28 protein-coding genes are annotated in these 24,889 nt (G+C 60.8%); 16 read left to right on the forward strand and 12 right to left on the reverse strand.

What is annotated here, in order from left to right; translation table 11 throughout:
* Positions 1-38 precede the first annotated feature (38 nt).
* Positions 39-2,135, reverse strand: a complete 2,097-nt coding sequence (gene pta / locus CXK96_RS06415; RefSeq protein ID WP_102835648.1) for a phosphate acetyltransferase — start codon at positions 2,133-2,135, stop codon at positions 39-41.
* Between the two features lie 100 nt (positions 2,136-2,235).
* Positions 2,236-3,423 carry an acetate kinase gene (locus CXK96_RS06420; RefSeq protein WP_102835649.1) on the reverse strand — a complete coding sequence of 396 codons (1,188 nt, stop codon included), beginning with the start codon at positions 3,421-3,423 and terminating at the stop codon, positions 2,236-2,238.
* Between the two features lie 240 nt (positions 3,424-3,663).
* On the opposite strand from CXK96_RS06420, the gene CXK96_RS06425 reads away from it, so the two are divergent.
* The 4 genes from CXK96_RS06425 (at position 3,664) to CXK96_RS06440 (ending at position 6,638) form a co-directional block, all read left to right on the forward strand.
* Positions 3,664-4,149, forward strand: coding sequence for an FKBP-type peptidyl-prolyl cis-trans isomerase (locus CXK96_RS06425; RefSeq protein WP_102835650.1), 486 nt, complete (start codon positions 3,664-3,666; stop codon positions 4,147-4,149).
* A gap of 101 nt (positions 4,150-4,250) precedes the next feature.
* Positions 4,251-4,733: a glutathione peroxidase gene (locus tag CXK96_RS06430; RefSeq protein ID WP_102835651.1), complete on the forward strand. Its 483-nt coding sequence runs from the start codon at positions 4,251-4,253 to the stop codon at positions 4,731-4,733.
* 138 nt (positions 4,734-4,871) lie between these two features.
* Positions 4,872-5,468, forward strand: a complete 597-nt coding sequence (locus CXK96_RS06435; protein ID WP_102835983.1) for a TetR/AcrR family transcriptional regulator — start codon at positions 4,872-4,874, stop codon at positions 5,466-5,468.
* Positions 5,469-5,528: 60 nt separating this feature from the next.
* Positions 5,529-6,638, forward strand: coding sequence for an NADH:flavin oxidoreductase (locus tag CXK96_RS06440; RefSeq protein WP_102835652.1), 1,110 nt, complete (start codon positions 5,529-5,531; stop codon positions 6,636-6,638).
* Positions 6,639-6,700: 62 nt separating this feature from the next.
* Here CXK96_RS06440 and CXK96_RS06445 read toward each other — a convergent pair whose 3' ends face one another.
* The 4 genes from CXK96_RS06445 to CXK96_RS06460 form a co-directional block, all read right to left on the reverse strand.
* Complete coding sequence (locus CXK96_RS06445) at positions 6,701-7,312, reverse strand: flavodoxin family protein (RefSeq protein ID WP_102835653.1); 612 nt, start codon at positions 7,310-7,312, stop codon at positions 6,701-6,703.
* A 55-nt stretch (positions 7,313-7,367) separates the two neighbouring features.
* Positions 7,368-8,126 (reverse strand): sulfate transporter CysZ, encoded by a 759-nt coding sequence (gene cysZ / locus CXK96_RS06450; RefSeq protein ID WP_102835654.1) that lies wholly within the window; start codon positions 8,124-8,126, stop codon positions 7,368-7,370.
* 213 nt (positions 8,127-8,339) lie between these two features.
* Positions 8,340-8,699 carry a HopJ type III effector protein gene (locus CXK96_RS06455; RefSeq protein ID WP_102835655.1) on the reverse strand — a complete coding sequence of 120 codons (360 nt, stop codon included), beginning with the start codon at positions 8,697-8,699 and terminating at the stop codon, positions 8,340-8,342.
* Positions 8,696-8,989: a DUF1244 domain-containing protein gene (locus CXK96_RS06460; RefSeq protein WP_102835656.1), complete on the reverse strand. Its 294-nt coding sequence runs from the start codon at positions 8,987-8,989 to the stop codon at positions 8,696-8,698. Before CXK96_RS06460 ends, CXK96_RS06455 begins: the two co-directional genes overlap by 4 nt.
* A 148-nt stretch (positions 8,990-9,137) precedes the next feature.
* Between CXK96_RS06460 and CXK96_RS06465 the strand changes: the two genes are divergently transcribed.
* Positions 9,138-9,509 carry a sensory rhodopsin transducer gene (locus CXK96_RS06465; protein ID WP_218581730.1) on the forward strand — a complete coding sequence of 124 codons (372 nt, stop codon included), beginning with the start codon at positions 9,138-9,140 and terminating at the stop codon, positions 9,507-9,509.
* Positions 9,510-9,518: 9 nt separating this feature from the next.
* On the opposite strand, the gene folX is transcribed toward CXK96_RS06465, so the two are convergent.
* The 3 genes from folX to CXK96_RS06480 all read right to left on the reverse strand — a co-directional run bounded on the left by folX (position 9,519) and on the right by CXK96_RS06480 (position 11,377).
* On the reverse strand, positions 9,519-9,893 hold the full coding sequence (folX, locus tag CXK96_RS06470) for a dihydroneopterin triphosphate 2'-epimerase (RefSeq protein WP_102835658.1): 375 nt from the start codon (positions 9,891-9,893) through the stop codon (positions 9,519-9,521).
* 16 nt (positions 9,894-9,909) lie between these two features.
* A complete protein-coding gene (gene folM / locus CXK96_RS06475) occupies positions 9,910-10,620 on the reverse strand; it encodes a dihydromonapterin reductase (protein ID WP_102835659.1) in 711 nt (236 codons plus the stop codon).
* 133 nt (positions 10,621-10,753) lie between these two features.
* Positions 10,754-11,377 carry a PilZ domain-containing protein gene (locus CXK96_RS06480; RefSeq protein WP_256061583.1) on the reverse strand — a complete coding sequence of 208 codons (624 nt, stop codon included), beginning with the start codon at positions 11,375-11,377 and terminating at the stop codon, positions 10,754-10,756.
* Between the two features lie 245 nt (positions 11,378-11,622).
* Between CXK96_RS06480 and CXK96_RS06485 the strand changes: the two genes are divergently transcribed.
* Complete coding sequence (locus CXK96_RS06485) at positions 11,623-12,075, forward strand: flavodoxin (protein WP_102835661.1); 453 nt, start codon at positions 11,623-11,625, stop codon at positions 12,073-12,075.
* Positions 12,076-12,091: 16 nt separating this feature from the next.
* Here the strand turns inward: CXK96_RS06485 and CXK96_RS06490 are convergent, their stop codons facing one another.
* Entirely contained in the window at positions 12,092-12,700 is a 609-nt protein-coding gene (locus CXK96_RS06490) for an ACP phosphodiesterase (protein WP_102835662.1), read from the reverse strand.
* Positions 12,701-12,878: 178 nt separating this feature from the next.
* Between CXK96_RS06490 and CXK96_RS06495 the strand changes: the two genes are divergently transcribed.
* The 5 genes from CXK96_RS06495 to CXK96_RS06515 all read left to right on the forward strand — a co-directional run bounded on the left by CXK96_RS06495 (position 12,879) and on the right by CXK96_RS06515 (position 17,814).
* Positions 12,879-13,781: an acyl-CoA dehydrogenase gene (locus tag CXK96_RS06495; RefSeq protein ID WP_102835663.1), complete on the forward strand. Its 903-nt coding sequence runs from the start codon at positions 12,879-12,881 to the stop codon at positions 13,779-13,781.
* Between the two features lie 209 nt (positions 13,782-13,990).
* Complete coding sequence (locus tag CXK96_RS06500) at positions 13,991-15,151, forward strand: phospholipase D-like domain-containing protein (protein ID WP_180981504.1); 1,161 nt, start codon at positions 13,991-13,993, stop codon at positions 15,149-15,151.
* Between the two features lie 49 nt (positions 15,152-15,200).
* Complete coding sequence (locus tag CXK96_RS06505; protein WP_180981505.1) at positions 15,201-15,785, forward strand: DJ-1/PfpI family protein; 585 nt, start codon at positions 15,201-15,203, stop codon at positions 15,783-15,785.
* Between the two features lie 84 nt (positions 15,786-15,869).
* Positions 15,870-16,091, forward strand: a complete 222-nt coding sequence (locus CXK96_RS06510) for a VF530 family DNA-binding protein (protein ID WP_102835665.1) — start codon at positions 15,870-15,872, stop codon at positions 16,089-16,091.
* Positions 16,092-16,248: 157 nt separating this feature from the next.
* On the forward strand, positions 16,249-17,814 hold the full coding sequence (locus CXK96_RS06515; protein WP_102835666.1) for a methyl-accepting chemotaxis protein: 1,566 nt from the start codon (positions 16,249-16,251) through the stop codon (positions 17,812-17,814).
* A gap of 63 nt (positions 17,815-17,877) precedes the next feature.
* On the opposite strand, the gene CXK96_RS06520 is transcribed toward CXK96_RS06515, so the two are convergent.
* On the reverse strand, positions 17,878-19,401 hold the full coding sequence (locus tag CXK96_RS06520; RefSeq protein WP_102835667.1) for a fumarate hydratase: 1,524 nt from the start codon (positions 19,399-19,401) through the stop codon (positions 17,878-17,880).
* 356 nt (positions 19,402-19,757) lie between these two features.
* Between CXK96_RS06520 and CXK96_RS06525 the strand changes: the two genes are divergently transcribed.
* Positions 19,758-20,888: a GGDEF domain-containing protein gene (locus CXK96_RS06525; protein WP_102835985.1), complete on the forward strand. Its 1,131-nt coding sequence runs from the start codon at positions 19,758-19,760 to the stop codon at positions 20,886-20,888.
* Positions 20,881-21,825, forward strand: coding sequence for an iron-sulfur-binding ferredoxin reductase (locus CXK96_RS06530; protein WP_102835668.1), 945 nt, complete (start codon positions 20,881-20,883; stop codon positions 21,823-21,825). Before CXK96_RS06525 ends, CXK96_RS06530 begins: the two co-directional genes overlap by 8 nt.
* Before the next feature lie 82 nt (positions 21,826-21,907).
* Here the strand turns inward: CXK96_RS06530 and pyk are convergent, their stop codons facing one another.
* Positions 21,908-23,359: a pyruvate kinase gene (gene pyk / locus CXK96_RS06535; protein ID WP_102835669.1), complete on the reverse strand. Its 1,452-nt coding sequence runs from the start codon at positions 23,357-23,359 to the stop codon at positions 21,908-21,910.
* A gap of 176 nt (positions 23,360-23,535) precedes the next feature.
* Between pyk and CXK96_RS06540 the strand changes: the two genes are divergently transcribed.
* The 3 genes from CXK96_RS06540 to CXK96_RS06550 are packed head-to-tail and all read left to right on the forward strand — an operon-like array spanning position 23,536 to position 24,863.
* The gene (locus tag CXK96_RS06540; RefSeq protein ID WP_102835670.1) at positions 23,536-23,913 is read left to right on the forward strand and encodes a tetratricopeptide repeat protein; all 378 of its coding nucleotides are present in this window, start codon (positions 23,536-23,538) and stop codon (positions 23,911-23,913) included.
* Between the two features lie 40 nt (positions 23,914-23,953).
* On the forward strand, positions 23,954-24,379 hold the full coding sequence (locus tag CXK96_RS06545; protein ID WP_102835671.1) for a DUF4124 domain-containing protein: 426 nt from the start codon (positions 23,954-23,956) through the stop codon (positions 24,377-24,379).
* Between the two features lie 49 nt (positions 24,380-24,428).
* Positions 24,429-24,863: a PilZ domain-containing protein gene (locus tag CXK96_RS06550; RefSeq protein ID WP_102835672.1), complete on the forward strand. Its 435-nt coding sequence runs from the start codon at positions 24,429-24,431 to the stop codon at positions 24,861-24,863.
* Positions 24,864-24,889 lie beyond the last annotated feature (26 nt).

Raw genomic sequence — 24,889 nt, forward strand, 5'->3', positions numbered from 1 at the left:
GCGAAGCGCCCGGCCAGCTGGCCGGGCGCGAGGTGCCATCAGGCCTTTTGGTTATCGGCCTGCAAAGCGGTCAGCGCGATGGTGAACACGATGTCGTCTACCAGAGCACCGCGGGACAGGTCATTGACCGGCTTGCGCAGACCCTGCAGCATCGGGCCGACGCTGATCACGTTGGCACTGCGTTGAACCGCCTTGTAGGTCGTATTACCCGTGTTGAGGTCAGGGAAGATAAACACCGTAGCCTGACCGGCGACCAGGCTGTTGGGCGCCTTTTGCTTGCCGACGCTGGCGACCGACGCAGCGTCGTACTGCAGCGGACCGTCGATTGGCAGGCTGGGGGCGCGCTCCTGGGCGATGCGAGTGGCTTCAGCAACCTTTTCCACCTCGGCGCCGCTGCCGGACGTGCCGGTGGAATAACTGATCATCGCCACGCGTGGGTTTACGCCCAAGGCGACTGCAGATTCGGCGCTCTGCAGGGCGATCTCCGCCAGCTCGGTGGCGTTCGGGTTCGGATTCACCGCGCAGTCACCGTAGACCAGTACCTGATCCGGCAGCAGCATGAAGAACACCGAAGAAACCAGGCTGTAGCCAGGTGCAGTCTTGATCAGCTGCAATGCCGGGCGGATGGTATTGGCAGTGGTGTGCACGGCGCCGGAAACCAGGCCGTCCACTTCGTCGAGCGCCAGCATCATGGTGCCAAGTACCACGGTGTCTTTGAGCTGCTCACGCGCATCGTCCGGAGTCAGGCCCTTGGCCTTGCGCATTTCGCACATCGGCTCGACGTACTGGTTGATGATCAGTTCAGGGTCGAGAATTTCCAGGCTTGCCGGCAGCTGGATGCCTTGCTCGCGCGCAACGGCTTGGACTTCTTCCGGCTTGGCCAGCAGCACGCAGCGCGCTATGCCACGTTCCTGACAGATGGCTGCGGCGCGAATGGTGCGAGGCTCGTTGCCTTCCGGCAGAACGATGCGCTTGTTTGCCTGCTGGGCGCGCTTGACCAGCTGGTAGCGAAATGCCGGTGGCGACAGTCGCAATTCGCTGCGCGGCACGCTGAGGCGGGTATGCAGGAGTTCGGGTTGCAGGTGCTGCGCGATGAAGTCGGTAACCTGGCTGGCGCGCTCGATGTCGTCCGCTGGGGTCTCCTTGTTCAGCCCGAAGAGATTGGTTGCCGTATCGTAGGAACCTGTCTGCACGGTCATCACCGGCAAGCCGCCATCGAGCGCTGCTTTGCACAGCTCGAGAATGCGCGGGTCCGGGGCAAAATCGCTGCAGAGCAACAAACCTGCGAGTTTGACGCCGTTGAGCGAAGCCAGGCTCGCGGCCAGAATGATGTCGTCGCGGTCGCCCGGGGTGACCACCAGAACGCCTGGCTGCAGGAGCTGCACCGTATTGGGGACGGCGCGGGCGCAGAGTACGATCTTGTCGACGCGACGCTGCTCCGCTTCACCGGCATGAAGCACCTTGGCGTCGAGCAGTTCGGCGATGTCGCGCGTCCGCAAAGCGTTGAGTTTGTCGGCGAAAGGAATTGCGCCAAGCAGCTGGAAATCTGCAGTGCCCAGCAGGGGCAGCTGCGCCTTGAGGCCGTCGATGAAGGCGGGCGCGCCGTCGTCACCCTTGACCTTGTTGAGAATCACGCCCAGCACTTTCGGGTCCTTGGCGCCACCGAACAGTTGGGCCTGGATCTCGATGCGCTCGGCCAGACGCTTGAGCGTGTCACTGCCTTGCGCTGCAATCAGAATGACATCCGCGTCCAGGCTTTTCGCCAGATGGGTGTTGATTCTTGACGTGTGGTTGAACTCACGCGTCGGCACCATGCCTTCGACAATGACCACGTCCTTGCCCGCGGCAACCTCCTGATAGCGGCTGACCACGTCCTCGAGCAGCAGGTCGAGTTCGCCATCGGCCAGCTGACGCTCGACCTGCTCCAATGGCAACGGCTCGGGCGACAGGATATTCAGGGTGCGTTCTACCAGAACGCAAGAGCGTTCACGGCCTTGATCGTGGGGGAAGGGCTGGGCGATGGGCTTGAAGAAGCCAACCTTCAACCCGGCGCGCTGGAGTGCGCTGATCAGGCCGAGGCTGATGGAGTTGAGGCCGCCGCCAAAACCGCAGGGGGCGAGGAATAAGGTATGCATGATGATCTCCTATCGGGCGAAGGGCGATGCCAAGTAGACGAAACCCGACGCCGTTTGCGGTCGTCGGGTTCGTTCAGTGCGTCTAACCGTCGGCGCGCTATCAGGCGTCGAGCAGCGCCAGTGTGTCCAGCGCGATTTGACGTTCTTCGTTAGTCGGTACCACCAGCACGCGGGGGCTGCCTGCCGCCTGGATTTCCCCGCCGACACCCCGCGTGCAGCGTGCGTTGGCGTCTTCGTCCAGCTTGAAGTTGAACAGTTTCAGGTGTTCGAGGGTGCGGGTGCGCACAGCCGTCGAGTTCTCACCGATGCCGCCGGTGAAAATCAGTCCGTCGAGTTTCGGCAGCGCGCAGGCCATGCTTGCCAGGGACTTGGCCAGGCGGTAGCAGAAGACTTCGAACGCCAGGGTGGCGCCGGGATGCCCAGCAACCCGGGCTTCCTGCAGCGTGCGCAGGTCATTGGACAGTCCGGACAGACCTTTCAGGCCGCTGTCGTGATTGAGCATGCGATCGATCTGCTCCAGGCTCCAGCCCAGGGTGCGGTTCAGGTAGCTGTGCAGGTTAGGGTCGACATCACCGCTACGAGTGCCCATTACCAGGCCTTCCAGCGGGGTCAGGCCCATGCTGGTGTCACGGCTTTCGCCATTGACGATGGCGCAGGTCGAGCACCCGTTGCCCAGGTGAGCCGTCAGCCAGCAGCTGTCATCGACCGGAAGTCCGGTCATCTCGGCGGCACGCTTGCTGACGTAGTTGTGGCTGGTGCCGTGGAAACCGTAGCGGCGGACGCTGTGTTCCTTGTAAAGGAATTCCGGCACGGCGTAGCGGAACGCATGCTCCGGCATGGTCTGGTGGAAAGCGGTGTCGAACACGCTGACCTGCGGCAGACCCGGGAACAGGGCCATCGCTGCATCAATTCCGACCAGGTTGGCCGGGTTGTGCAGTGGCGCCAGCTGCGCGCTGTCGCGAATTGCCTTGAGCACCGGCTCGTCAATCAGGCTGGAGCCGGTGAAGTGTTCGCCACCATGGACCACACGATGGCCGATCCCGTCCAGCTTGCCGCCTGCGGCCTCTTGAGCCACCGGCAGGAGTTTTTCGAGTGCGGCACGGTGATCGGCACCCGGAATGTTCAGGCTCTGCTTGGTGTCCCCCAGCTGCCAGTGCACGACGGCTTCCGGGGTGCCGAGACGTTCGGCCAGGCCCTGCAGGGGGAAAGTCGCTTGGGCTTCGTTGACCAGCGCGAATTTGATCGACGAGCTGCCGCAGTTAATCACCAGGATGTTTCGAGCTGACATCGGTGCTCCTTGGATGCGAAATTAATTGTTGAAATAGGTCGCCTACATTTACAGGCGTGAATTCTTGCACACCTGATGGGGCAGCGATGCTCTCCAAAGGTTGTATTTGGTAGCGTCCTACGCATGACTTCAGGCTGTTTTTGCTTGCTGCCGATGGTCCCCTAAATCGTGCGGCGGTTCGCAATCAATGCAGGTCGCGGTTAGACTTTGCCTTACATCCCTCAACAAAGGTTTCGCCTCATGCAGATTGCCGCTAACAAGGCTGTGTCAATCGACTACACACTCACCAACGATGCGGGTGAAGTGATCGACAGCTCGGCCGGCGGCGCGCCGCTGGTCTATTTGCACGGTTCGGGCAACATCATTGCCGGTTTGGAAAAAGCCCTGGAGGGCAAGCAGGGTGGTGACGAGGTGAAGGTCTCCATCGAGCCGCAGGATGCCTATGGCGAGTACAGCCCGGAGCTGGTCGCTACGCTTAATCGTGCGATGTTCGAAGGCGTCGATGAACTGGAGGTGGGCATGCAGTTCCATGCGTCCGGCCCGGACGGCGGCATGCAGATCGTCACCATTCGTGATGTCGAAGGCGACGATGTGATCGTCGACGGTAACCACCCTCTGGCCGGTCAGCGCCTCAACTTTGAAGTGAAGATTGTTGATGTACGTGAAGCCAGCGACGAAGAAATCGCTCACGGCCATGTGCATGGTGAAGGTGGTCACCAACACTGATTGGCGCCCGCAGGCGGCTGGTCAGCGAAAGCCCGATTCGATCGGGCCATGGAAGCGCTTCGGTTCTGCCGGAGCGCTTTTTTACTCTGGAGTAGAGACACATGAGCGCGTTTCACGAGTTGGTTCTGCCCGGCCTTGCGGGCCAGGAACTTCCCCTGGCGCCGTTGAAATCCCAGGTGACACTGGTGGTCAATGTGGCTTCCGAGTGCGGTCTCACGCCTCAATATGCAGGTCTGCAAGCACTGCATGAACGTTATCAGGATCGGGGTTTCGGCGTGCTGGGCATTCCCTGCAACCAGTTCGCCGCTCAGGAGCCGGGCGGCGACGCGGACATCCTGAAATTCTGTGATGAGAACTACGGCATCACGTTTCCGATCAGCAGCAAGCTCGAGGTCAATGGCTCGCAGCGTCACCCGTTGTATCGCCTGTTGGCGGGCGAGGGCGCTGACTTCCCTGGCGATATCAGCTGGAATTTCGAGAAGTTTCTGGTGGGCAAAGACGGACGCGTGTTGGCGCGCTTCTCCCCGCGCACGGCGCCGGATGATCCAGCGCTGATCCAGGCCATCGAAAGCGCGCTCGCCTGAGCGCGCCATCTCCGTTCAGGGTTGTTTGGCGTTCGCTGACCGCTCTTCTGAAAAAGCACCATCGCGACAGAACTGCACGGCAATAAGCGCCGTGGATGATGGTGTTCGTCCTAGACGACCGGTCATATGCTCGTCGTCATGAGCAACCAAGCCCGCAACGACAAGCGTGACCTGATCCTGGCCAAAGGGGCTCAGGTGATGACTCGTCGTGGTTATCACGGCACCGGCGTGTTGGAGATCGTCCAGGCAGCCGGCATCCCCAAAGGGTCCTTCTACCACTACTTCGCCAGCAAGGAAGATTTCGCCCTGCAGGCGCTTGAGCATCTTTATCAACCGCGGCTTGAGCGTTATCAGGCAGCGCTGCTCGATGCTCGGCAGAGCCCGCGGGCACGGGTTCTCGGGTACTACGCTGAGGTTGTGGCTCATTTTTCGCGGCAGGAATGTCCCGAGTATCACTGTTTCATCGGCAGTTTGAGCTTTGAGATGGCCGAGCTTTCGCAGCCCATCGGCCAGCAGGTCGAGGCGATCCTGATGCGTTCGGTCCAGCTGTTGGCGAGCTGCCTTGAGCAGGCGCGCGCAGCCGGTGAGGTCGATGCCGACACCGACTGCCTGGCGCTGGCTGAATTCATCGGCAATGCCTGGGAAGGCGCCTTGCTGCGTATGAAGGTGGGCCGCAGCGTAGCGCCATTGAGCATATTTTTGACCCAGCTGGAGCGTCTGCTGACGCCCCGCTGATTTTTTTTGGCGATCGGCGAGACGACCGGTCGCTTTTGCTTCAAGCCAAAGGAGACAGCAATGACCGCAGCCGTGAACGCCCTGTTCCAACCCTTCCAACTCGGCAGCTTGCAACTGCCGACCCGTGTCGTGATGGCGCCGATGACCCGTTCTTTCTCGCCCAACGGCGTGCCAACCGCGGACGTCGTCGAGTACTACCGCCGTCGTGCCGCGTCGGGTGTAGGGCTGATCATCACCGAGGGCACCACGGTCGGGCACAAGGCCTCCAATGGCTATCCGCAGGTGCCGCGCTTCTACGGCGAAGCTCCGCTGGCCGGCTGGAAGGCCGTGGTCGATGCCGTACACGCCGAAGGCGGGAAGATCGTTCCGCAGCTATGGCACGTGGGCAATGTTCGCCACGTGGGAACCGAGCCGGAGCCGGAAGTGCCGGGTTATGGCCCGATGGAGAAGCTTAAGGATGGCCAGGTGGTTGTGCACGGCATGACCAAACAGGACATTCAGGACGTGATCGCGGCCTTTGCTCAGGCCGCCAAAGATGCCCAGACCATCGGTATGGATGGTGTCGAGATCCACGGTGCGCACGGCTACCTGGTTGATCAGTTCTTCTGGGAAGGAAGCAACCAGCGCACCGACGAATACGGTGGCAGTCTGGCCAATCGCTCGCGCTTCGCCATCGAGCTGATCGAGGCGGTACGTGCCGCGGTAGGTCCGGATTTTCCGATTATCTTCCGCTTTTCCCAATGGAAGCAGCAGGACTACACCGCGCGCCTGGTCACCACGCCCGAGGCGCTGGGCGAATTTCTCGAGCCGCTGTCTGCAGCAGGCGTGGACATCTTCCATTGCTCGACGCGCCGGTTCTGGGAGCCAGAGTTCGAAGGTTCAGAGCTCAATCTTGCTGGCTGGACCCGTCAACTGACTGGAAAACCCACCATTACCGTCGGCAGCGTGGGGCTTGATGGCGAATTTCTGCAGTTCATGGTCAAGACTGACAAAGTGGCGCAGCCGGCCAATATCGAAGGCTTGCTGGAGCGTCTGAACAAGCAGGAGTTCGATCTGGTCGCAGTAGGGCGCGCGCTCATCTGCGATCCGGACTGGGCGTTGAAAGTGAAGGAAGGGCGTATGCAGGACATCCTGCCCTTTAGCCGTGAAGCGTTGAAGACGCTGGCCTGACAGGTCACCCGACCTACAGCTGCAAAGAAGCCATCCTCGCGATGGCTTCTTTTTGCGCAGCGTTATAGCGAGGCGCCCGGGTAACCGGCCTGCTTGAGCAGCTTGGCCAGGTGCACGGCGTTGCGCGCCAGCATGGCATTGGTCTTGCCAATTTTCTCGCCGGGGTCTTCCACATCCTTGTAATCCGTCGACCCCATTGCCGGCCCGACCCAGTAGGTGCAGCCGTTGGCAGGGATGGTGAAGCCTACGTCGTTCAGTCCTTGATAGAGGCTGGCGACCACATGATGGGCGCCATCTTCATTGCCTACCACCGCGACGCAAGCGACCCGCCCGTAGGACACCATCCGCTGCTCGTCATCCACTTCACCAATGAATGCGTCCAGGCGTTCCAGTACGCGCTGACAGACGCTGGCTGGATGGCCAAGCCAGATCGGCGTGCCAAGAATCAGGATGTCCGCTGCAAGCACCTTTTCCCTGATCATCGGCCAGTCGTCGCCTTCGCCTTCGTCTGACGTAACGCCCGGCTTGATATTGAAATCCACTGCGCGGACCTGCTCGCAGCTGACGCCGAGCTTTTCAAGCTCGCGCTGAGCCTGGCTCAGCAACAGGCCACAGGACGATTCTGCGGGCGATGCCTTGAGGGTGCAGTTGATTGCGAGGGCGGTAAGCGCCATTGCGAGTCTCCCGGTGTGAAGGTGTTCAGATCTAGACACCTTCACCTCTCGCAGTTCACGAATCGACGGTCGTGGGCATTGTCGTCTTGCCTCCTTCACGCACCCAGAACAGCGTTGCGGCTGCCACAGCTGCCGGCATGATCAGCAGATTGACGAAGGGAATCAGCAGCGCTGCGTAGGTTACCGCGCCGAGACTCAGACTCTTCCAGCGGCGCTGGCGCAGCCAGACCATCATTTCGGCCCAGCTCAGCTTGTTGTTGTCCGCTGGATAGTCGATGTACTGCACCGCCATCATCCAGACGCCGAACAGCAGCCACAGTGGCGCCGCGACCAGATTGACCACTGGAATAAATGAGAGCACCAGCAGCGCCAGCGCCCGAGGTGCAAAATACGCCAGCTTGCGTGCCTCGCGTCCAAGGGTCCGCGGCAGCATCGCGAGCAGTTCGCTCCAGCTGAACGGCGGCGCGCTGTCGACGCCGCGCGCCACGGTTTCCACCTTTTCGGCGAGAAAACCATTGAACGGCGCGGCAATGATGTTGGCGAGTATGGTGAAGGTGAAGAACACGATCAGCACCACCAGCACCACGAACAGAGGCCAGATGATGTATTCGAGGAACATCAGCCACTCGGGGAGGTTTGGCATGAAGGCGTCGACCCAACCGCCGAATTGGCGCATGGCCAGGTAGATCAGACCGCAGAACAGCAGCAGGTTGACGGTCAGCGGCAGAATGACGAACAGCCTGAGTCCTGGGCTGAGAATCAGCTTCAAACCTTCACGCAGGTATTGAGGGCCGGAAAGGGCAGCGAGGGGCATGGACGATACTCCGGAAAGGACGGTCCGGACCTTACCGATTTTGTTGGGACGGGAAAAGCGGCGTAGCAATCGATAGTTCAGCGCTATGGGGCCGATCCGCTTTAGATAATGGCCAAGCGTTGCGCTTGGCCATTAGGCTAATCCCGAACTCTCCTTTTGGTTTTTCAGGGCCGTCCGCTTCAAGCCTTCCCCAAGTGCCTGGCCGGCCCTTTTTTATTTCTCTTCGAAATTCACCGGCTTGCGCCTGAGCGGCTGCTGATCAAAACGTACGCCCGGAAGCCCGGTATCCATCAGCGCGCGAATGTTCTGGTGGTCAGTTCCACTGGGATTCTCCAGTACCGACTGATAGTGCTCCCCGAATGCCAACAAGGCTTCTTCAGTGGTGAATCCTTCCAGCACGGCCAGCCCCAGCGTTTTGCAGGAACCCTCGTTCTGTCCGGCGGCGTTTTCAATGCCGCCATTGAAGAAACGGGTTGGCTGGTAGTCGTAGGCGGTGGTGATGAATGCCAGCGTCTCGCTGAAAGGGTGGTTTCGGTTACGCAGGCTGGCGCGGAAGTCCCGGAGGCTGCTCATGTTTTCTGACCCTTGTCGAACGCCGCCTGTTGCTCTGGCGTCGCGTCCTTCTGATAGCGTTTCTTCCATTCCGCGTAGGGCATGCCATAGACCTCTTCGCGCGCTTCGTCGAGGCTGACTTCGATGTCCAGGTCGTCGGCGGCGGCCTTGTACCACTTGGACAGGCAGTTGCGGCAGAAGCCGGCCAGGTTCATCAGATCGATGTTTTGTGCATCCGGTCGGCTGCGCAGGTGCTGGACCAGGCGGCGAAAGGCAGCGGCTTCGAGTTCAGTGCGTTCTTGCTCATTCATTTTCAAAGGTCTCGGCGTTGCAGACGTGGGCGGGATCATAACCTCGACGCAGGTCCTGGGCCAGCGAGCGACGGGGAACTTTAGCGGCATGAACCGTCTCCGCTAAGCAGGATGGCCAGCCGGTCATCAAGCTTGAAGGAGATTGGATGTGATTGGAAAAAAGCATTGGGTGATAGCCGAAGGTTACCTGCCGGCGCTGGGGCCCAAACCCGATGAGCCAGCACTGCGCAGCCACGAGACGGCATGCATTCTGAACGCTGGCCCGCTGGAGGCCGTGATTGAACTGACGCTGTACTTCGCTGACCGCGAGCCGGTCGGACCGTATTCCATACGCGTTCCCGCGCGGCGAACCTTGCACCTGCGTTTCGATGATCTGCAGACGCCGGAGGCGGTGCCCCGTGAGACCGACTACGCCAGCGTGTTTATCTCCAACATACCGGTGGTCATTCAGCACACGCGGTTGGATGCGCGCAGCGGTGACCGGGCGCTGATGACGACCCTGGCCTACGGCAGCGACTGACGCTGGCGGTCACTCACGATGAGCGGCAAGGGTAATCGATACCGATTCGGCGAAGCGCAGAGCGTGCGGTTTGTCCACTTCGACCTCGGCGTAGCGCACTTGCGGATGCGCCATGACCAGGTCGACGATTTCCTGGGTAAGTCGCTCGAGCAGGGCGAAGCGGTTGTCCTCGACGTGCTGGATGATCGCCTTGGTAATGGTTCGGTAGTTCAGCGCATGGTCGATATCGTTGTCGCGCACGGCATCGGCTGCCGGATAAAGGATGGTCAGATTGATCAGGACGTCCTGCTTGTTAAGGATTTCCTCTTCCTTGATACCGATGAAGGTACGTAAGCGCAGGTCTTTGACGCGGATGCGCGCCATGGCGGGTTCCAATCGAGGCATGGGATTCCTTGGCCTATCAGATCAGGTGTCGGCCACCGTTCACGCTCAGCGTGGTGCCGGTGACATAGGGATTATCCAGCAGATAACGCAGGCTCTGGTAGACCACCTCGGCACCGGGCTCGATGCCCAGGGCGGACTTGGCAAGCGCCTTGCGCTGATAGGCCTCATCGTCGCCTTCGTTGAACTGGATCAGCGCGGGGGCTATGCCGTTGACCTTGATCGCTGGCGCCAGCCGGGCTGCGAACGACAAGGTGAGGTTGTCCAGCCCGGCCTTGCTGGCCGCATAAGCGATGTGCTTTTTGCTGCCGACACGGGTGACATCGTCACCGATATGGATGATGTCTGCCGGACCACCATGCTGCAGCAGTTCGGTGCAGTGAAGGTTGATCAGGTAAGGCGCGAGCATGTGCACCTCGAACATGCGCTGGAAGGTCTCAGCTTCCTCCCCCGGTGTCTCGGGGAGCCAGTCCGACGCGTTGTGTACGATCGCGCGCAGGACGCTGGTGTGCTGCTTGAGAGCAGCGATAAAAGCCAGTATGCCAGTGGCAGCGGAAAAATCGGCATGCAAGGTCACGGCGCCGCGTTCGCGAAGCCGAGCCAGGCTGGCGCGTGAGGTGCGGTAGCTCACGATTACCGGCTGGCCCTCATCAAGCAGGCGCTCTGCGCAATGCAGGCCGATGCGCTGGCTGGCACCGGTAATCAGTATCGGGGCCGTCGGCTGATTCATGCTGGGATACCAGGTGGAAGAGTGGTCGCGCTGCCTTTGCAAGGCTGCAGTGTCGGCCAGCTTACACCAGGGGGCGCAACGGCCCTATCTCGTCGGCCGCATCGTGCACGGGAAGGCGGAGCCAGCGGCCCGGTTAAGAGCTCTCGGGCATGTCGACGGCGAGTTCCGGCTGCAGCTCGGGATGCAGGCGCTGGTGTTGCTCGTACAGATAGGAGCGGATGCGTTCGGCATCCTTGTCCTGCGGATATGCGACTTCATAAGCAGTCATACCACCTTCGGCATGGCGAATCCGGTGCGCGTTGATCTGAAAGGAGTCCTCTCCCGGCAATGCCAGGCGCATATGCAGGTGTTTGGGGGCCCGGTTTTTGGTTCCAGCGTCCACCAACAGGCCGTTGGGTGACAGCTCGTGGACACTCAGCGCGGTCTCGTTGCCATCATTGGAGAGCAGTGGCAGCGGCTCATCCAGATGCAAGCGCCAAGCGCGCAGAACCGGTCCCCGCTCGTAGATGGTCGGAGGCGCCAGTTGTAATTGGACCGACTGGAACTCGTCCTGCTTCAGCTGCAGAGGGAACGACATGCAATATTCGTCGAGCTCGGCTTCGAGAGTCAGGTTTGCCTTCGCGGCCAGTTGTAAAAGCAGGCCGTTGGCCTTTTCACCGCCGTCGACGCGAAAGCCTGCCCGCGTTTCGCCCGGCTCCGTTGACGAGCCACTGACGAGTTCATTGATATAGGCCAGTTCGGCGCTGGTCAGATCCACTTTGTTCGGCATCCCGATTTCCCTCTCAAGGGCATGGGCAGAACCTGTCTGTCATGCCTAGTCGCTCCAGAACGTGGCAGAGACCTCCGCGAGATCCTCTGCCAGGACGGCTTTGCGACCACGCGCTCGCGAACTAATTCCCTTTCACCAGGCGGCAGTACTCTAGTGAGTGTAGAACCGCTGGGGCGGGGAGTATGTGTCGGATGCGGCATAATGCTCGGCTTTAACTTGAAACGGAGCGCATCATGAAAGTCGCCATTCTCTCCGGTACGGTCTACGGCACCGCTGAAGACGTTGCCCGACACGCTGTTACGGTACTCAACGCGGCGGGCTTCGATGCCTGGCACGACCCTCGCGCGCAACTTGCGCAGGTGTTGGAATTCGGACCGCAAGCATTGCTGGTTGTGACTGCCACCACCGGAATGGGCGAGTTACCGGACAGTTTCGTCCCGCTGTATACGGCGATCCGCGATCAGTTTCCGGCCTGGCAGGGCTTGCCAGGCGGGGTGATTGCGCTGGGCGATGCCAGCTATGGCGACACCTTCTGCGGTGCCGGGGAACTGGTTCGGGAGTTGTACGCCGAGCTGGGTGTCCGTGAAGTACAGGAAATGCTGCGTCTGGATGCCAGCGAAACGGTCACGCCTGAAAGTGACGCGGAGCCCTGGTTGGAGAGCTTTGGCGCCGCTCTGCGCGGTTGAATGGAGCGCCGAGTGACTAACTGCCAGGTGGTCGATACGCGTCTGTCGGGCTGATAATGCGGGCGCTGGCAAATGCATGCAGTTGCGGATAGAACTCGCGAAAATCCTGCAGCAGCGGCGTGTAGAGCTGTTCGAGCTCGATGGCGCCGCCTGCCAAGCCTTCGGGGCGAGACAGTCGGCGGCTCATGCCGGCCACGACCTGCTCCATCACGGCGAATTCACGATAGCTGCCGAGCCAGTCCTGCGCCGCCATGCGCGGCGCAATCAGGGCCAACTTGGCGGGTAGCTTGGCTTCCTCACGCAACACCTGATAAACCCGTGCGGTGAAGTCGTGCAAGGGTTCGCTGGCGTAGTCGTGCCAGTGCGCGGCCAAGCAATGATCAAAAAACAGGTCGACCAATATCCCTGCATAGCGTCTGCGCTCGCGCGGAAAGCGCTGTTTCGCCTGGAGCACAACAGGGTGGCTGTCGGTAAAAACGTCGATCTGTCGATGCAGGCGAATGCCTGCTTCGATGTCGGTTGGCCAGCGGTCCTGCAAGGGGCCTTTGACAAAGTCTCCGTAGAGGCTGCCGAGCAGCTGCCCGGGTCGTTCGCCGCCGAGATGCAGGTGTGCAAGAAAATTCATGGGGCAAGTTTAGCAGCGCTTCCTTGCATTCAGCTTGCATGCGTTCCCAGCGCTTGATTGATATGGTTGGTGTTCCGTCAATCACCGCTGTCAGCTTGGAAAGGGCAGAGGTGATGCTTTCGCTATCACGGGTCGATGTTGATTGCCACTTTTTTTTCGCTGTTCATGGAGCCTGATGATGTCCTGGCATGAGCTGCTTGGTCCGTTGGAACACCTGCCGCCGTCTGCATCGTTGGACGGCTGGTTCGCAGCCCTGCAAGCGTATGGTCCGCGCGATACTTTTGAGCTCGCCGTGCTGGGCGGGCGCGGGGCCGCCACGCCGGGGCTGGCGTTTCTGGCCGGCTATCAGGCTGCCCTGCGGCAGCTATGGCCGGATGCTCCAGCAGGTCTTGGCGCATTGTGCGCGACCGAGCGTCGATTGCTGCGACCGGCTGACATGCAAACCCGGCTAGAGGGTATGCGACTGACCGGCCACAAGGATTTCGTCATTGCGGGCTCGGCTGCTGCCTGGTTGCTGGTGCCAGCACGTGATGAAGTGCTCGGTGAGCGCCCGCGGCTGAGCGTCTGCGTGGTTCGCACGACTGATCCTGGCGTCCGTGTCGAGGCGGGGCCGGCCTTGGCGCTGGTGCCGGATATCCCGCACGGCCGCTTGCGATTGGCGAACGTGGCCTGCGACCGCTTGGCTGGCGACGGCTGGGACGATTACGTCAAGCCGTTTCGGACGCTGGAAGACCTTCACGTGCTAGTGGCTCTGGTCAGCTGGCTTTATGGCGTCGGGTTGCAATGTGGCTGGCCGCAACGGCTGCAACTGCAACTACTCGGCATCCTGCCTGGCGCGGCTGAGATCTCCCGGTTGCCGCCAGCGGATGCGGCGACGCATCTGTTGCTGGCTGCGCTGAATTTGCAATTCATGGCGCTCACCGAGGCGCTCGATGCTGCGCTGGCAGCCGGCCCACAGAACTGGTCGGATCTCTGGCAGCGCGACCGCGGTGTGTTGCAGCTGGCTCGTGGCGCACAGGCCAAGCGGTTGGCGCAGGCAGCCGAGCTGTTTGGGCTGATGCCCGATGACTCGCAGGCTTGACTAGCTAATCGCCAGTCTCCGGGAACTCCTCGCTGCGCTGCGGACCTATAACAGGCGTGCTGAAGTAGCACGGGTCAGTCTCCCCAGGCCTCAGCAACGCAGGTGATCGAAGCGCCCCTGTGAAATTACCTGACAAGGATTTCAATGCCATTGAGCTGTATCCCTACTCTGGTCCCTGGCGCGGCGTTGCTGCGGGGATGCCGGTCATGATGCTTGCCGGAAAGGTCTTCCCCTGGCGAGAGGGCAATCAATTCCAGCTACTGCTCGACGGGCCGCAGTTCTTCCCGCGCATGTTGGCGTGCATCAACGCTGCCCAGCATCGGGTGGATGTCGAACTCTATCTTGTCGAAGATGGCGCCTGCGCAGACCAGTTGACCGATGCTCTGGTCGCGGCCGCTAGTCGCGGTGTGCGGGTTCGCTGCCTGTTCGATGGCTTCGGCTGCCTCAAACTGGGACAGAAGGCGCGACAGCGGCTGACCGACGCTGGGGTCGATTTGCGTCAGTACAATCCGCTGAGACTGCGGTTGAAGTTTCGCAACCTGCACCGCGATCACCGCAAGCTGATCCTTATCGATGACACCCGTTGTTTTGTAGGCGGGACAGGGGCTACCGATGAGTTCTGGAACCCTTCTGAGCCGGATGAGCATTGGCACGAAGCGATGGTTGAAATCAGCGGCCCGCTCGTTGCCGACTGGCAGCATCTGTTCGATGTGCAATGGACGTTGTGCCTGAAAAAGAGAATCTGGCAGCTGCCGCTACCGCAACGACTTCCAAAGGTCCCAGCCAATCCGTCACTCGATGATGGCATGGGCCGAGTAGCCTACTCGGCGGCGCGGCAACATCGGGACATTCTCCATAGCCTGCTGCGCAACCTGCAGCGCGCCGAACGCAGAATCTGGTTGGCGACCCCTTATTTTCTGCCCACTGGCCGCGTTCGTCGGGAGCTGATGCGCGCGGCGAGACGCGGCGTCGATGTAAGGCTGTTGCTGACCAGCCGCAACACTGATCACCCCTCGGTCCGTTATGCCGGGCAGCGCTATTATCCAAGGCTGCTGCGAGCCGGCGTGCGCATTCATGAATATCAGCCACACTTTCTGCACCTGAAGATGGCATTGGTCGATGATTGGGTCAGTGTCGGCTCGTGTAATTTCGATCACTGGAATTTGCGCTGGAACCTGGAAGCCAATCTTGAAGCGGTCGACCGGCAATTCAGTGAGTCGGTGGCCAGCAGCTTTGAAACTGATTTCTCGCACAGTTTCGAAATTGATCTTGAGCAGTGGCATTCTCGTCCGCTGAGCCAGCGCGTCTACCAGCGCTTGTGGGGGCTGCTTGATCGGCTCGTGATTAACATCTTCAACCGAAGCGGCTGACGGCACTGGCCGGGCCGGTTATAAAGTGTCCAACTGAAGGGAGAGCGTTCTGATGGCTGCGAAGAAAATTCTGATGCTGGTCGGTGACTACGTCGAAGATTACGAAACCATGGTGCCGTTTCAGGCCTTGCAGATGGTTGGTCATACCGTGCATGCGGTCTGCCCGGACAAGAAGGCTGGCGACACCGTCCGCACCGCGATTCATGACTTCGAGGGTGATCAGACCTATAGCGAGAAGCCCGGCCATAATTTTGCGCTGAACTTCGATTTCGCTGCGGTGCGGGCCGAAGATTACGATGCTCTGGTGGTACCGGGAGGCCGTTCGCCTGAATACCTGCGACTCAATGAGCAGGTGATCAGTCTGGTCAAGGCCTTTGGTGAAGCGAAAAAGCCGATTGCTGCGGTCTGCCATGGCGCTCAGCTGCTGGCCGCCGCAGACGTGCTGCAAGGGCGTGCGTGTAGCGCTTATCCCGCCTGTGCGCCGGAGGTTCGTCTGGCCGGTGGTGAGTTCATCGATATTGGCGTTGATAAAGCGCACACCGAGGGCAATCTCGTGACTGCGCCAGCGTGGCCGGCACATCCCGCCTGGTTGGCTGCATTTCTCGAGCTGCTAGGGACCCGCATCAGCCTGTAAGATGCCGCTCCGTTCGAAGGCCCGCTCCGGCGGGCCTTTTTGTTTCACTCCGCAGGCGCTGCCTGCTCAAGGTCTGAGGCCACCATGACCCAACCCCGAGACCCTCTCCACGGCGTGACACTGGAATCGATGCTCGTCGAACTGCAGGCTCACTATGGCTGGGACGGGCTGGCGGAGCGGGTTGATATCCGCTGCTTCAAGAGCGACCCCAGTATCAAGTCGAGCCTAACGTTTCTGCGCAAGACGCCATGGGCCAGGTCAAAAGTCGAAGCAATGTTCGTGCAGTTGCGTCAAACCGCTCTATAGCTCCGCGCTAGCCATCCACTGCCCTCCATTCGTCGCTTTTCGTCAAATAAGCACGGCGCTCGTTCAAGTTCTCAGGTCCATGCCCGATGTCTGTAACAAATTGATTCGTCATGACCAGTGAGTCTGTCTAGAATCGACTAACCATACGGAGATCAAAGTGCGAAACAACGGACCGGTTAGCAATACCGAGCGGAGCTTTCCGGCGCATCAGCGTTTGATCTCTGCCACCGATACCCAGGGCAAGATTGTCTATTGCAATGACGAGTTCGTTGCAGTCAGCGGCTATGCCAAGGCTGAGCTGATCGGCAGTGACCATAATCTGGTCCGCCATCCAGATATGCCGCCGGCGGTATTTCAGGCGATGTGGGGCTACCTGAAAGCGGGTAAAAGCTGGATGGGCGTGGTGAAGAATCGCTGCAAGAACGGCGACTTTTACTGGGTCAGCGCCTATGTCACGCCGATTCTCGACGACGGCAAGCTGACCGGCTTCGAGTCGGTACGGGTCAGGCCGACTGCCGAGCAGATCGCCAAAGCCACTGAGCTCTATGCGCGTCTGCGGGCAGGGCAGCCTGCCGTTTCGCTCGGCCGGCGGGCGTCTGGCTGGGCACGTGTATTGGCACTGCCTATGAGCGCAGCCGCGCTGGCTACGGCGGGTATGTTCTGGCTGCCGCCTGTGGTTGAAGTGGTCGTGGTGCTTGGCTTGTTCTTCGCGCTGGGCCTGAGCTCTCATGTCTCGGCCGAAAGGCAGCTGAAGCGGATTCTCATGCGTGTTCCTGAAGCGTTTACCGACCCGGTCGTTGCACTCACATATACCCATCACTCAGGCCATGCGGCGCGTTTGGAAATGGCCTTGATCAGTGAGGACGCACGTTTGCGTACCGCGTTGACGCGTGTGTCGGATCTTGCCGTACAGGTCGAAAGCGCCTCGGCGCAAACGTCTACGCTCGCTAGCCAGACCGAGAACGACCTGCGCCAGCAACGCGGTGAGACCGACATGACGGCCACGGCTGTCACTCAGATGACGGCATCAATCACTGAAGTCGCCAGCCATGTGCAACAAACTGCAGCTGAGGCGAGCGCTGCTAACGGCCTGGCGAACGAGGGTGACCGGGTCGCAGCAAGTTCGCGCAAGGCCATGGAGTCGCTCGCGAACACCGTGACCAGTATCGGTAATGCGGTGAACGAACTCGCGGGCGAAACCCAGCAAATCATGTCGGCCGCCGGAATGATTCAGACCATCGCCGAACAAACCAATCTGCTGGCCCTTAACGCAGCGATCGAGGCTGCGCGTGCCGGCGAACAGGGCAGGGGTTTCGCCGTGGTTGCGGACGAGGTGCGGGCGTTGGCCAGCAAGACTCGAGAGTCGACACAGCAGATCCAGGGCATCATCCAGTCATTGACCACCAAGGCTGGCGAGGCGGTCGCGATCGCCCAAGTGGGTGACAGGGAAGCGGCGCAAGGACTGGCTCAGGTCATCGAGGCTCAGCAGGCGCTGCAAGGTATTCGTGAAGCGGTGAACCGGATCACCGGCATGAGCGAGCAAATGGCTGCCGCCGCGGAAGAGCAGGCGCATGTGGCGGAAGACATCGCACGGCAGGTTACCCATATCGCCGTAACCACCGACACGAATGCCGGCAAGGCGGACCTGACCATGCAACGTGGGCGCGAGCTAAAAGACGCCTCACGTGGATTGCGCGCGCTGGTTGAGCGCTTCAATCGCTAATCGCTCGTTGAAAGAATAAAAAAGCCCGGCAATTGGCCGGGCTTTTTTGTGTTGGCGTGTCGCTTACTGCACTTCGACCGCGAGGCTGTCGGCGATCTTCTGTTGCCAGATTGCCGGGCCAGTGATGTGCACTGACTCGCCGTTGGTGTCGACCGCAACGGTGACAGGCATGTCCTGCACTTCAAACTCGTAGATGGCTTCCATCCCCAGTTCGGCGAAGGCAAGTACCTTGGACTTCTTGATTGCCTGAGCGACCAGATAAGCCGCACCGCCGACCGCCATCAGGTAGACAGCCTTGTTGTCCTTGATCGCGTCGATGGCGATCGGGCCGCGCTCGGACTTGCCGATCATGCCCAGCAGGCCAGTGCTCTCAAGAATCTGACGGGTGAACTTGTCCATGCGCGTCGCGGTGGTCGGGCCAGCCGGGCCAACCACTTCGTCACCGACCGGATCGACCGGGCCGACGTAGTAGATGAAGCGACCCTTTAGGTCTACCGGTAGTTCTTCGCCCTTGTTCAGCATGTCGACCATGCGCTTGTGCGCGGCGTCGCGGCCGGTGAGCATCTTGCCGTTGAGCAGGACGGTCTCGCCCGGCTTCCAGCTCTGCACTTCTTCCGGGGTGATGGTGTCGAGGTTGACGCGGCGTGCGCTCGGGCCGGCTTCCCAGACGATTTCGGGGTAGGCATCCAGCGGCGGTGGGGTCAGTTCGGCCGGGCCGGAACCGTCAAGCACGAAGTGTGCGTGGCGGGTGGCGGCGCAGTTGGGGATCATGCAGACCGGCAGCGAGGCGGCGTGGGTCGGGTAATCCATGATCTTCACATCGAGCACGGTGGTCAGGCCGCCGAGGCCCTGGGCGCCGATGCCCAGCTGGTTGACCTTCTCGAACAGCTCCAGACGCAGCTCTTCGATGCGGTTCTGCGGGCCGCGGGCTTTCAGCTCATGGATGTCGATGGATTCCATCAACACTTCCTTGGCCATCACCGCAGCTTTCTCGGCGGTGCCGCCGATGCCGATGCCGAGCATGCCCGGCGGACACCAGCCGGCGCCCATGGTCGGAACGGTCTTCAGCACCCAGTCGACGATGGAGTCGGATGGGTTGAGCATCGCCATCTTCGATTTGTTTTCCGAACCGCCGCCCTTGGCTGCGACGTCCACTTCCACCTTGTCGCCGGGGACGATGGAGTAGTGGATTACCGCTGGCGTGTTGTCTTTGGTGTTCTTGCGGGAACCTGCCGGGTCGGCCAGGATCGAAGCACGCAGAACGTTCTCCGGCAGGTTGTACGCGCGGCGAACACCCTCGTTGATCATGTCGTCCAGGCTCATGCTTGCGCCGTCCCAGCGTACGTCCATGCCCACGCGCACGAATACAGTGACGATGCCGGTGTCCTGGCAGATCGGCCGGTGGCCGGTCGCACACATCCGCGAGTTGATCAGGATCTGTGCCATGGAATCGCGGGCTGCTGGCGATTCTTCGCGCAGGTAGGCCTCGTGCATCGCCTGGATGAAGTCGACGGGGTGGTAGTAGGAGATGAACTGCAAAGCGTCAGCAACGCTTTGTATCAGGTCGTCTTGCTTGATCACGGTCATGCAGCGCGTCCTCTTGGCGGGGCGAAAACAGTGCGTATCGAGAAAGCGACCGACACGCTCAGTAAAAAATGCGCGGCAGTATAACCTGCCGTAGAGCAGGGAACACAGACGGACCAAAGGTGAAGGGATGCACTGCGGAAACTGGCATGACGCTGGCAGCGACACGGCGTTGCACTACGGGCCGAGATGTCGGCTCCACATCGGCGCGAGCGCAATAGCAAAGGTCTTGTTGAAGATGATCGTCCGATGGCAGCGGTTTCTGGTGATGTTTTCTCATACTGTCGATACAGCTGCGTATAGGTTTTTTACAACGCGCAGCGTAAAGTGTGACGAATTGCCACTATGGGATGGATTCCATGCGTGCTAGTCGTGACGAAAGCGAACAGCAAGCGCTGCAGTTATTGGTGACCAAGCGCTTTGGCATGGCGGCCGCCACCTACGGTCTGGCATTGCTGCTCACCTGGATTACTGTGGCTGCCGGTTTCTACCAGGCGCCGGTCGAGACGGCGGTGGCGGGGTCGGTGATGATTGCGGCCAGCCAGTTAACCTTTTTCTGGGTCTTCTATCGCGGCCACAACCTGCGCTTTCGCGACCCCAGTCTGACCGAACCACAAGTGCTGGTTGCCCTGGTCTGGCTGACCTTCTTTTTGTTCAATCTCGGCGATAACCGTGGATCGTTGCTGGTGCTGTACGTGCTGGTGCTGATGTTTGCCGTGTTCCTCCCGCCAAAAATCTTCGTTCGTTATGCCGTGCTGGCGCTCGCCAGCTTCGTCGGTATGGTGTATTTCGATGCGCAAATGGGTCATCTGAATGATCCGCAGACGGCACTGCTGCAGACTGGCGTGCTGCTGGTGACCCTGGTCTGGATGTGCTTGTTCGTCAGCTATGTCTACAGGTTGCGCCAACGCATGCGTCAGCGCCGCTTTGCCCTGCAGGCTCACCAGGAAACGCTGCGCGGCATGATGCGACAGCTGGAAGATCTGGCCTCGACCGATGAGCTGACGGGGCTCTTCAATCGTCGACATTTCCTGCGCAAGGCGGAAGCCGAGCTGAGTCGGCTACGGGCAGGGCATCAGTCCGGCCTGGCGCTGATCGATCTCGACTATTTCAAACGGGTCAACGACCTGCATGGACATGCGGTGGGTGATCGGGTGTTGCAAACCTTTGCGTCCGTGGCTCGGTCCTGTCTGCGAGACGACGACATATTGGCTCGCTACGGTGGTGAAGAGTTCGTTCTATTGTTGCCGAACACCGACGCCGAGCAATTCAGCGCTTGTTGCGAGCGCTTGCGCGAAGCTTTCGCCAATGCCCCGCTGCCGGAAGGGGCTAAGCAGGCTGGTCATTTGAGCCTCTCGGTCGGCTTGACCCTGCTTCGTGAAGGCGACGATCTGGATGAATCCTTGCAGCGCGCCGACGACGCGCTGTACCGAGCCAAGGGAAATGGTCGAAATCGGTGCGAGACCAGCTGGGCTGCGGTGAATGCCTGAGATCACCCACGGGGAGCGGACCTGGCGGGTGGCGAAGGGCAGCAATCTGCTTGATGCGCTCAATGATGCCGGCCTGAACGTACCCTTCAGCTGCCGAGCGGGCAGTTGCCATGCCTGCCTGGTGCGCTGCCTGCAAGGGGAACCGCAGGATGCCCGCCCGCAGGCACTCGACTCTGCGCGGCGCCTGGAAGGCTGGCGGCTCGCTTGCCAATGCAGTGTGGCGGAAAACCTCGATGTTGCGATTTTCGACCCGGCGCGCGAAGGTCTGCCGGCGCGGGTGGTGGGGCACGACTGGCTGGACGACCGGGTTTTGCGGTTGCGCCTGCTGCCCACCGCACGACCGCTGCGCTACCAGACGGGTCAGCATGTGCTGTTGTGGAGTAACCATGGAGTCGCCCGGCCCTATTCATTGGCAAGCGTACCCTGGGAAGACCACTGGCTTGAGTTTCACCTCGATTGTCGGCACAACGGTGCCTTCTGCGATGCGGCGCGTACGCTGACCGTCGGCGACACTCTGCACTTGGGCCAACCGCATACCGGCGCGCTGCGCTACGAGCCCGAATGGCAGTCGAGGCCTTTACTGTTGCTGGCTGCCGGGACGGGACTTGCCCCGCTCTGGAGCCTGATGCGAGAAGCGCTGCATCAGGAGCACCAGGGACCGATCCGTTTGCTGCATTTCTGCCGTGGAGCCTCCTATCTGCAAGGGCCGCTCGAAGCGCTTGCCGAGGCGAATAGCAACCTGAGCATCGAATACGTCGATAGGGGGCATACAGGCAGCCGTCTGCAGTCGCTGCGCGCCGCATCGCGTCAGGAGATCGCACTGATATGCGGTGGAAGCGGCTTTGTCGAAGACTGCGCAAAGCGCATGTTTCTGGCGGGGCTGCCGCGGGGGCAGGTATTGAGTGACGCCTTTCTGACCCGTCAGTTCGGGGCATAACGAACCGAAGCAGGCATAGACCTTCTTTAATTGGGAACGGCGCGCCAGGCCGCTCTGACCGGCAGCTGGCGCGCCGCGCCAATCAGGTCAACGAATCGCCCACACGCAGGATCTTCATGGTGTTGGTGCCACCGGTGCCGTGGTAGGTGTCGCCCTTGGTCAGGATCACCCAGTCGCCAACATTGACGATGTTGCGCTTGAGCAGCTCGTCCACAGCCGACTGGCTGACCTTGTCGGCGGGCAGGGCTGCCGGGTCGAAGGGGATGGTTTGCACGCCGCGGAACATGGCGACACGCGCCTGAGTGTCGCGATGGGGCGAAAAGGCGAAGATAGGTACTGACGAGCGAATCCGCGACATGATCAGCGGGGTGTAGCCGCTTTCGGTCAGGCTGATGATCGCCTTGACACCGGGGAAGTGGTTCGCCGTGTACATCGCGGCCAGGGCGGTGCTTTCGTCGCTGCGCTCGAAGCGCTGACCAAGACGATGGCCCGACTTGATACTGGTCGGATGCTTCTCGGCACCGACGCATACGCGCGCCATGGCCTTGATGGCTTCGACCGGGTACTCGCCCGCGGCGCTTTCGGCCGAGAGCATCACTGCGTCGGTGTAGTCGAGCACGGCGTTGGCTACATCGGACACTTCGGCGCGAGTCGGCATCGGGTTCTGAATCATCGACTCCATCATCTGGGTCGCGGTGATCACCACCTTGTTGTTGCGGCGCGCATGCAGAATGATCTTTTTCTGAATGCCTACCAGCTCGGCATCGCCGATTTCCACGCCCAGATCGCCACGCGCGACCATCACGCCATCACTGGCGCGGATCAGGCCATCCAGTGCTTCGTCATCGGCGACGGCTTCGGCACGCTCGATCTTGGCGATCAGCCATGCGCTCGAGCCGGCTTCGTCGCGCAAGCGCCGAGCCAGTTCCATGTCAGCCGCGTCACGCGGGAAAGAGACGGCGAGATAATCCAGGTTCATGTCGGCGGCCAGCTTGATGTCGGTCTTGTCCTTGGCCGTCAGCGCCGGTGCGGTCAGGCCACCGCCACGACGGTTGATGCCCTTGTTGTCCGACAGTGGCCCGCCGATCAGCACGGTGCAGTGCAGTTCGTCGGCCGTGGTGGCGTCCACGCGCATGACCACGCGACCATCGTCGAGCAGCAGTTCGTCACCGACGCTGCAGTCTTTCACCAGATCCGGGTAATCGATCCCGACCACTTCCTGGGTGCCAGCATCACGGGGGTGGGTGACCGAGAAGCGGAAGCTGTCGCCTTCGGCCAACTCTATGCGCTTGTTGGTGAACTTGGCGATACGGATCTTCGGCCCCTGCAGATCACCGAGCAGCGCTACGAAGCGACCGTGCTTCGCGGCAATGTCCCGTACCAGCTGCGCGCGTGCGCGGTGCTCATCCGGCGTCCCATGGGAAAAATTCAGGCGGGCCACATCGAGCCCGGCAACGATCATTTTTTCCAGCACCTCTGGCGAACTGCTGGCTGGACCCAGAGTGGCGACGATTTTGGTACGGCGCGAGATCATTCAATGCTCCTTTTTCAGAATGGCGGCGAGGCTACTATGCCGGGCGGCTGTAGTCATTGTTGGGCTGCACTACTCTTTTGGCAGTGGCCTGGCGGGTGTTCAAGCGACGTTCGGCAGCCGAACGGGCTGTAGTTTTTTTGCTGACGGTCGATACGCCAGCATCGGAGGAACCACCTATGCGCACACTGTTCATCATCTTTCTGGCCACCCTCAGCGTAGGCTGCAGCAGCAGAAATGCGCTCGATCGCCATCTCGATATGGCCTACAAGCAATACGAGCTGGGTGATTGCGGCCAGGTCATGCTCGAGCTGTCCCAGGCTGAGCGCCGCAGCCGGCCACGGGATAATCTTCAGCCGGAAATGTCGCTATTGCGTGGGCAATGCCTGGAACGTCAGGGCCTGTTTGTCGATGCGGCACAGACCTACCAGTTCATTCAGACGCGCTATCCAGCCAGCGAATACGCTTTTCGCAGTCGCGCCAGGCTGGAGACGCTGCGTCAGTTGGGGCACTATCAGCCCGAGGAACGGGTGGTGATCCACGCCGTCAAACCCTGAAACGAGAGCCCGGTCATTGCGACCGGCAGGGAAGGATCCCATGCGTATCGCATTATTGATTGCTAGCGTTTTGTTGACCCCGCTGGCGACGGCCGACATCTACCGCTGGGTCGATCCGGGAGGCAACGTGCACTTCAGTGCGAAGCCGCAGCCCGGCGCAGAGCAGCTCGAGGTCCGGCCGCAGGTGGTCGACAGAGACGATGCGACCCGGGAGCGCGAGGCGCGCACGGAGCGCTTCTTCGAGGCTCGCCGGGAGGAACAGGAGGCGGCCAGGATGGCAGCGAGCGCCAGGCAGGGGCAGCGTGAGCAGGAGTGCCAGCAGCTGCGCGACCGCTTATCGAGGCTGTCTCAGGGCGGGCGCTACTTCAGTGCCGATGCAAAGGGTGGGCGGGTCTACTACAGTGATGAAGAAATAGGGGCGGCGCGGCGGCAGTTGGCCAGTCGTATCAGTCAGATCTGCCGCTGAAGGCCGGACACGGCAGCAGCAATAACACTTGGCGGCAGGCCCGCATCCGATGGACATGCATAATCAGCGCAGCATTCAACGGCACCAGTTGCCGTATTACCTCAACGTATTCAACCGCTTCTCGGACAAGCCCTTGGGCTTCATTGGCAACCTGTCCGAGACAGGGCTGATGTTGATCAGCCCCTATCCCATGATGACCGACGTACGTTTCGATATGCGCCTGAAAATCCCCGGGCAGCATAGCCAGCTGCGCTATATCGATTTCAGTGCCGTCTGCCGCTGGTCGCGTGAGGACGTCACGCCCGGCAGTTTCGACTCCGGTTTCGTGTTTGCCTCACCGCCGCGTGAGATTCGTGAAATGATCGATGCGCTGCACCACTACTTCAGTTTTCGGCCCATGCAGCATATCCCGCCAGCGCGTCTGCCCCGTATCGAATCAGCCGGGAACAAGCCCGCCGACCAGGATTGCTGCAAAGGCAGCTGAACCTACGCGACTTGGCCAAGCGTGCA

Source organism: Stutzerimonas stutzeri, from assembly GCF_002890895.1.
GTDB lineage: Bacteria > Pseudomonadota > Gammaproteobacteria > Pseudomonadales > Pseudomonadaceae > Stutzerimonas > Stutzerimonas stutzeri_AB.